This is a genomic window from Endozoicomonas sp. SESOKO3 (genome assembly GCF_024606255.1).
This window is the reverse complement of record NZ_JAHHPR010000323.1, coordinates 1-7,484: the sequence shown is the minus strand read 5'-3', so window position 1 is coordinate 7,484 and position 7,484 is coordinate 1. Positions and strand designations below refer to the sequence as shown.

6 protein-coding genes are annotated in these 7,484 nt (G+C 44.1%); 2 read left to right on the top strand and 4 right to left on the bottom strand.

From position 1 onward, the window contains the following. Positions 1–18: 18 nt before the first annotated feature. The 4 genes from KDK18_RS05780 to KDK18_RS05765 form a co-directional block, all read right to left on the bottom strand. Positions 19–762: a hypothetical protein gene (locus tag KDK18_RS05780; RefSeq protein ID WP_257253859.1), complete on the bottom strand. Its 744-nt coding sequence runs from the start codon at positions 760–762 to the stop codon at positions 19–21. A gap of 215 nt (positions 763–977) precedes the next feature. Then, entirely contained in the window at positions 978–2,291 is a 1,314-nt protein-coding gene (locus KDK18_RS05775) for a hypothetical protein (protein WP_257253857.1), read from the bottom strand. Between the two features lie 213 nt (positions 2,292–2,504). Then, positions 2,505–3,659, bottom strand: coding sequence for a hypothetical protein (locus KDK18_RS05770; RefSeq protein ID WP_257253856.1), 1,155 nt, complete (start codon positions 3,657–3,659; stop codon positions 2,505–2,507). Positions 3,660–3,725: 66 nt separating this feature from the next. Then, on the bottom strand, positions 3,726–4,883 hold the full coding sequence (locus KDK18_RS05765; RefSeq protein WP_257253855.1) for a hypothetical protein: 1,158 nt from the start codon (positions 4,881–4,883) through the stop codon (positions 3,726–3,728). 1,060 nt (positions 4,884–5,943) lie between these two features. Here KDK18_RS05765 and KDK18_RS05760 point away from each other — a divergent pair. Continuing rightward, entirely contained in the window at positions 5,944–6,828 is an 885-nt protein-coding gene (locus tag KDK18_RS05760) for a hypothetical protein (RefSeq protein WP_257253853.1), read from the top strand. Positions 6,829–6,925: 97 nt separating this feature from the next. Next, positions 6,926–7,384: a hypothetical protein gene (locus tag KDK18_RS05755; RefSeq protein WP_257253851.1), complete on the top strand. Its 459-nt coding sequence runs from the start codon at positions 6,926–6,928 to the stop codon at positions 7,382–7,384. The last annotated feature ends 100 nt before the right edge of the window (positions 7,385–7,484 follow it).

Genomic DNA, 7,484 nt, shown 5'->3' with positions numbered 1-7,484 from the left:
TCAATACAAACATCCGAATCAGTGACCAAACACTGGAAGCATTTCATCTTTTAGATCTCTTCTGAATCTTGCAATTGGCAGTTCGCTGACAGAGAAGCATTGGTTGCCCGTACCTCTCAGGCCAACCAGCTGGTTTTTGAGGTCGAAGACTGGTGAACCCTGTGGTATTGAGAACTCTGAGGAAATAATAAATGTCGACTTACTTCGAGTTTCATCAAGAGCAAGAGTGACTGGCTGCTGAACCAGCTGCTGTTTTTCATTAACATTGTACGTAAATGCTTGCTCTGGAAGTAATAAATCATCATTAAAGACAGGATAACTCCCCGGCCTGAAGGTCTCACTATCAAGGCTGATATTCAGTAGCATATTGCTTTCAAGGGGCTTATCAGAGTGTTCAGCGATGTATCCTACAGACTCACCTGATAATGTTAAAGTTTCAATCAATCCATCATTTGAGTGTTCCCTTGCTTTTTGGACGCATATTGGCGAAGTAGCCATTAAATCTTTCGAAACCAGCACCCCACGACAAGGGGGAGAATCTGTTTCAGGAAAAAATTCTACAAGTGCTTCCGCAACAGGAAGGGAGTTAGTATTTACAGCCGCACCCCATGAAAGCGACGTAAATAGAAGACTGAAGCCAATTATTTTGTGTGGATCGATGATCATCATTAAAACCTTGACTAGATGATGGGTGTGAAAGGTGTGATGGGCGTGATGCGTGTTGAAGGCGTGAGTATAGGGCCGAAAAACAGTCTCTTCCAATTCTTTTCCAGTAGTTTTACTGGTAGAGCAAAACTTTTTCAGTGTAATAGGCTCTAAACGACACTTGTCATACAAGCCTTGGGCTTGTTTATCTGAAAGACTTATTGATCAGGTTTCACCAGCCTCTTTGAACCGCACGCTGCAGACCCGCATGACGGTCTAGTGTGGGGGCTGGAGCTTAGACACCACCTGCTATCCGAGCTATACAGCCTGTCTCAGTTTGTTACCAGCCCATCAATGTGCTGATACCCTTGTCGCCTATAACGATACTTACAAAAGTAAACTGATACCCCGACAATGGCAGCGACTATTCCAACAAATACAACACCTCCAGCCACAGATAAAGGAATAATAAGTTTTTCATTGCCAGGAGAAAAAGGAGAAGGTTTATTCATACAACCTAGTGGGAAATCATAAAGAGCCGGTTGATCTGGTAGATTCCAGCCTGCTTCACAACCATCACATTTAATTGCCCCGCAAGTCTTGGATTTTGTGACTGGGCAATCAGACGACATGATAATATCACAACTCTCCATATCATTGGTGCATTTGCCCTGACCAATCCCATTTACACAAACATCCCATAAAACACCTTTGCATTTAAACGAATCAGGAAGGTGACAGCTTCCATCTTTTACGGGCTCAATGCAAGATTCAACATAAAATTGCCTAAAAATATTGTCGCGTACAGGATAACCTATTGAACTTAAACTCCACCCAACTCCACAGCTTGGGCAGTTTAAATTACCATTGCTATTATCCTGATTTGAAATTCGACATATTTCATTCGATCTTGGATTTGTGCAATTACCGATAGCTTCACCATTTTTACAAGCCAGAAAGTTGATATTATCACAGACAAAATATTTCACATCACAACTTCCGTCGCGAATAAAATCAAAAGGTTGACAATTCTTTATTTGATCAGAAGAACAGCCGAAAGGGCATCCATAGTGGGGGTCACCACAGCTATCATCGTAGATTGTAGCTGTTACATTTTTTTTCGAATTGGATAAAAATGCCTCGCCTTGGCCAGAACTACAGTAAAGCCAGTCTATTTCCCAGTCGTGAAAATCATAATAAAGTTTTATATCATTCTCATTCTTAAACGTTTTCGGTAAAACACATGTACCATCATTTACTAGTGAAAAGCAACCTTTAGGAGTTTGGCACACATATGGACTCCACCCATGAGAGGTAATACTTGTTACACATGAATTATTATTGCAATTGATAGAAAGTATTTCACCAAAATCTCCGGTCTCAGTAAGTTTACCAGAATATGACACATAACAGGATGAGATATTGGCTATCATTCCAGAACAATTTGAGGCTTCAGATTCAGAGTTATAAGAACAGTTGTACCACTCTAGAACATTTTGTTGAATAGCAGGTTCAAAATCTACATTTAGATCAGGAGCACCAGCTGGATGGCATGAACACTTTTGATTAGGAGCAAAAACAGCTACTTCTGAATCACCAAAACCCCAATACGGAAACATAAGAAATAAAGCATGAACAAGCTTCATAGCGTTACCTCAACCTGATTCTAACTCCAAACAAAGTTCCAGACGGAGTATAGCCACATAACGAGTCTGCAAAAAAACACCGACCACCTTAAAGGCCGCTACCTTCAGAAGACTCACTTTAATATTCATTTAATCCTGTTACAGCCATTCAGTTATATCAGAGCGGCAGAGTTGGATTAAACATTTGTAATACTCTCTGTCAGAGGACATGAACTACAAACCCTGATAATTTGCCCTGTGGCGGCGTTTGTACATCAGGTAGCCCACTGTAGCAACTGTACCAACCAAAGCAAGCGTTGCAACTCCTCCAACTGTCCATTCTACGATGGAGTTAACAGGTTTTTTGCCAGAATGCTTTGGATCAGGCTTTGGATCAGGTTTATCTTTACAATCAGGCATACAGCCTTTAGGTGTGCAAATCACAAATTTGCGGGCGGGCAACGGCGGCGAATTAGTCCACGAATACTGGGCTGAACAAGATTTGCATTTAATCTGATCATACGCTCCCATATAACCCAAACTCCCGGCACCAGGAACAAAAGTTAACTGAGAGTCGAATGTACAATGCTCTTTTGACTCAGGGTTAACGCATGCCCCACTTGCATGAATATCTATACCCTCTTCTGGTGATATATCTTGATGACAATTGTCTATTGCCCTTTTTCCGCAATTAAAATAGTAAGTAGCGTTAGCCTTTGGACATCTGGGGTCATACTCTTTTGCAAAGGCGTTTAATAAGTAGGATGACCTGATGCAAGTATCGCCTACCACTACACAGAACAGCTTGTTTCTTAGTTTAACCGGAGCCCCATCAGGGATACTGATATCCGATGGCAGCTTGATCATTGTTTGCACTCCGGAGTTTTTCTGATCATCAAAGGTAAAATAATGTTTTGTAACATTCATCCCTTCATCACTACCACGCATGTAATAAGCCGATAACTCAGTTCCATTTGTAGCATTAACGGTACTCATTACAGGCGGTTGATAGGGTAGGTTATCAGCATAAAGATCTATAGACAGCAGACCTGCTTTGGCCGACCGCTTATGTGAAGTTTGAATATGGCCAAGCTTCACGCCACCGGGACTCAGTACATTTATCTCAACGGCTTGCATGAATAACGCGAGTATTTGCTTGGCACAGGATGGCGAGGTAAAAATTTGCTTTTTTGAAACTCGCACCCCAATACAAGGTTGAGCCTTTTCAGCAATATAAATCCGGGGTTGGAAGTAAACAAGATTAGCGAAAGCGTTGCCTTCAGTATCTTCCTCCGCATAAACAGATTGTTTGGAAAAACTAATAATGAATAGAAAGCAAAAAATAACGTTACCTATTTGTTCTTTTAACAGGCATTGTTTCGTTTTCATCAAAATACACTCCTGCCCCGACAAAAGCGCACTCTCTCAAGTACGCTTTACTGTCAGGTGGCTGTTTTAATTACCACTGCAAATTTGCTGACACTCTTTTTCTTTCTCTTGTACAGCTCGAGAACAAGCTTTGCAGGCTGGATAAGACATACCACTCTGGCAAATTTGAGAACAGCTGTTAAACATCTGCTGTTCCTCTGACAGGCATTGGCTGCAACTTTCCATGACTTTGAAGCTCATGGTGTTATTTTGCAATCGCAGCGCATTCGTCTTTTCTGTATTATTGTTCGAACGGCTTTGTGAGATACAACCTTTTATGCACATGGAAGGCGTACAGACGTCTGAGGGATAGGGTTCTTCGGTATCACCAAAAAAGTCTGCACTGCATGAAGGGCAGGTAATACTGTCAGTAAACGCTATTGATTCGGTTGAATAGCTTTCACTCGTGGTGAATTGGCAGTTTTCCTGTGACTGTGAGTTTATGCAGGTTCCTTTTCCGTCAACACTTCCCAGGTCGTAACTGCAATGAGTGATCGTTCTGTTAACACACCCGGAATAAAAATAGAAATGAGGCAGGTAAGAATGACAATCTACTTTTATTCTGCTTAAGGTTTTTGCATCCATTACAGGTGCTCTGCAAGTTCCGTCCGCCGAGACGACACAGACAATTTTACCTTTGTGAACCATTGGAGAACCCGCCGGTAAAGGATCACGACTATTCAAGGTGTAATAGTGATGGGTATCTGATCTTTGGTGATTGACTATCGACGGTACGGTCTGTATCGCAGCATCCGCTGGTTGTACATAAAAACCCTCTACAGCCGTCAGTCTGGCAAGGGGTCTGTGACGTAATGTGGGATATGTCAGGTGTATTTTTTGACCTTCGTTTTGAGCATCTATTCCCAGAAGACCTTTTTTGCTTTCAGTTCTGCCAAGTAACCTGACTTTGCCCTGAGGCCGCTTTTGTCTGTTCAAGACATCGACTGTTATGTCAGCATTATGTTGCTTGCTGATCAATCTGGCACACTCGGGGCTGGTTAACAAAATTTCTGCGCTTAGACGGACACCCAAGCAGAGCTGAAAGTCGTCGCCTATATAGATACCGGGAGAAAAAGTAACGATATGATCCCGAATGTTATTGTCTGTCAGTTCGGCAAAGCTTCGGGCAGATAAAATGAGCAATAACAAACAATAGAAAAATGTTTGGTAGTTGTGCAGTTTCATAATAAACAACCTCTGATGAATCAACACTTACGCCGCCTGCTTATTTACAGCAGGTAGCGGTGCCGTAGTGCAGGCTTTAGAAGACCTGAGAGATAGGATAGAAACGACGATGGAGTATAGCCTGTAGCGCTGGGTCTGGACTGAAATAATCAGATCAACCTGAATTCAGATACTCTGAAGTCAGGCCTCAATGTATAAAACGAAAAAAGTGTGGCTTTCGAATAGAACAAAAGAACACTCTCTACTAGACTCCTATCGGTTTTTGATTATTGGCAACCCGCTGGTGGCATAGATGCTATTTCCAGAATACTTCACGCCAAAGCCCAGTATTGTGTTGCTTGTATTCCTGCTGAGTCAGTTACCGGCCCATGCGGACGACAACTGTCAACTTAAACATATTCAATGCGCAAACCCTTCTCTTAATAGCTGCAAAAGTGGTTTCGGGGCTGGTCGGTGCACAAATAGTGTCACTAACGAAACCTGCTCAATGGTCACTTTTCCCAAAGGTTTTTCCGGAAGCTACAGAGGCCAGCCAGTCACTTGCAACGAAGCTGATGGTTGTGAGGCGGTTAGCTGCCCTCAGGACTGTGTCAATGACCCGTCAATACCTTGCAGCTGTGTTGCAAAGTGGGGGCTTAACGGTGACATTCATTTTGAACCTGCTTTTTGTATTCCCGGCTCAACAGACGACAGTTGCAAACAACAGTTTTTTAAGTGCAACCAGGTCGATTTCAATTTTTGTTATCAGGGCTATGGCACTGGGTTATGTCAGCACATCGAGCACTCCAACCGAAACTGTACTGTGAATTATTACCCTGATCCTTTTAATAAAACGGCCAATGGGCATCATCTTAAATGTGATCACCAGAGTGGGTGTTAAAGCATCGCTTGCACCCATGGTTGTCAAGGCTCCTGGCAGCTCAATCATAAAACGGAAGTCGTTCCCGGTAATTGTGCAGCAAACCGGGGGAGAAGTTGTGAGCTCAGGTTTTTACATTGTGATAACGCTTTTTTTAAATTTTGTAGAGAGGGGTTTGGAAAAGGACACTGCGAAAACCCCGTGTCTGGAGAACGCTGCACAACCACAGTGTTGCCAGATCATCAGACCAAAGGCTGTTCTAACCCGGATGGCTGTGAAAAATTATCATGCCCGTCGTGTAAAGCTCATTGGATGCTCAACAATCATACATTGATTGCGCCTGAGGGCTGCGCCACAGGCTTAAACGACGGTAGTTGTCAGATGCGCTTCTTTAAATGTTCCCAACTGAAGCTGGACTTTTGCCAGAATGGCTATGGTTTGGGCCGGTGTTACAACGATGCTCAGAAAACGGGCTGCACAGTTCACTTTGTACCCCATCAATCCAGCTTTGCTGGTTCGGGAGGTCGCACCCATTGCCAGCATGCTTCCGGTTGTGAATCGCTAAAATGTGATAATGACTGCCGTGGCCACGGCCACGAAGGCTGGCAGGAAACGACACCAGGCAACTGCCTGCCAACAGCCGGTAAACCCTGCCAGCTGCAATACTTTTCCTGTGATGATGCGCAGTTTGACAGCTGCAAGGGAGGCTATGGCACAGGCACCTGCAGCAATTTCAAAACAGTAGAAACCTGCGATATTACTGTCTATCCAAGTGGTTGGAGGGAGTCACCCAATGATCCCGTGCTTTGCAGCAATAACCAGGGCTGTGAAGAGGTTCAGTGCCCCGAAGACTGTGGGGATGTTTGCGACTGTGCAGCCCAGTGGCAAGTTTATGGTAAAACCAATACTTATCCTCAGGGTTGCATTGATCACAACAGCAGCCAAAAAAAATCCAATGATCTTGCACTGGCTCTGGGCATCTCCGGTGGTGTCATTCTACTGGCTGTAGCAATAGTGACCCCGGTGGCCTGTTATTACCGATACTCAAAACGCATTACCTACCAAAGGATTTCCCCAGAAAACTGAAGGGGTTTCCATAACCACTGAGTTAATGCCTTTTATGAAAATCACGATTCACGTTCTTCATAAGCAGCACCCCCGGAAAGTCAGGTTCTTTTTCTTAGTGTTATTCTCAGCCTTTGTCTGCCTGACAAAAGCTGCCCCGAACGATGCACCGGAAATGGTCGCCAATGCCTTCCATGCCGGAAGCGTAAAAAAGGCCGTTTTCTCCTCCGATGGGCGATGGTTTGCCACAGCGTCGGCGGATCATTACGCAAAGTTTTACACTACCGGCCAACCCATAGAAAAAGTAGCTCAAAAGCTGGCAAACCTTCCTCATTATAACGGGGTGAATGGTGCATTTTTCAGTCCTGACAACAGCTTACTGGTGACCGTCTCCAACGACAATTCGGCAAAAATCTGGGTGGCTAACCATCCCAAAGCGAATTTCCCCACACTAATGTCAACCTTTAATCACAATGGCAACGTCCTTTATGCCAGCTTTTCACCATCAGGCAACTTGCTGCTGACAGTCAGCACCGAAGGGGCGGCTCTACTCTGGGATCTTAGCCAGGTCGAATAAGGCAAGGTGACGCAGCTGGCAGCAATGGAGCACAATGCTACCGTATTTCAGGCTGTCTTCAGCAGCAAAGCGGAACAGGTGTTGACTGTATCAGCAGACT

What these genes read in the sequence shown, in the direction of transcription:
- KDK18_RS05775 (WP_257253857.1), bottom strand. Translation starts at nt 2,291, where the DNA reads ATGAAGCTTGTTCATGCTTTATTTCTTATGTTTCCGTATTGGGGTTTT.
- KDK18_RS05770 (WP_257253856.1), bottom strand. Translation starts at nt 3,659, where the DNA reads ATGAAAACGAAACAATGCCTGTTAAAAGAACAAATAGGTAACGTTATT.
- KDK18_RS05765 (WP_257253855.1), bottom strand. Translation starts at nt 4,883, where the DNA reads ATGAAACTGCACAACTACCAAACATTTTTCTATTGTTTGTTATTGCTC.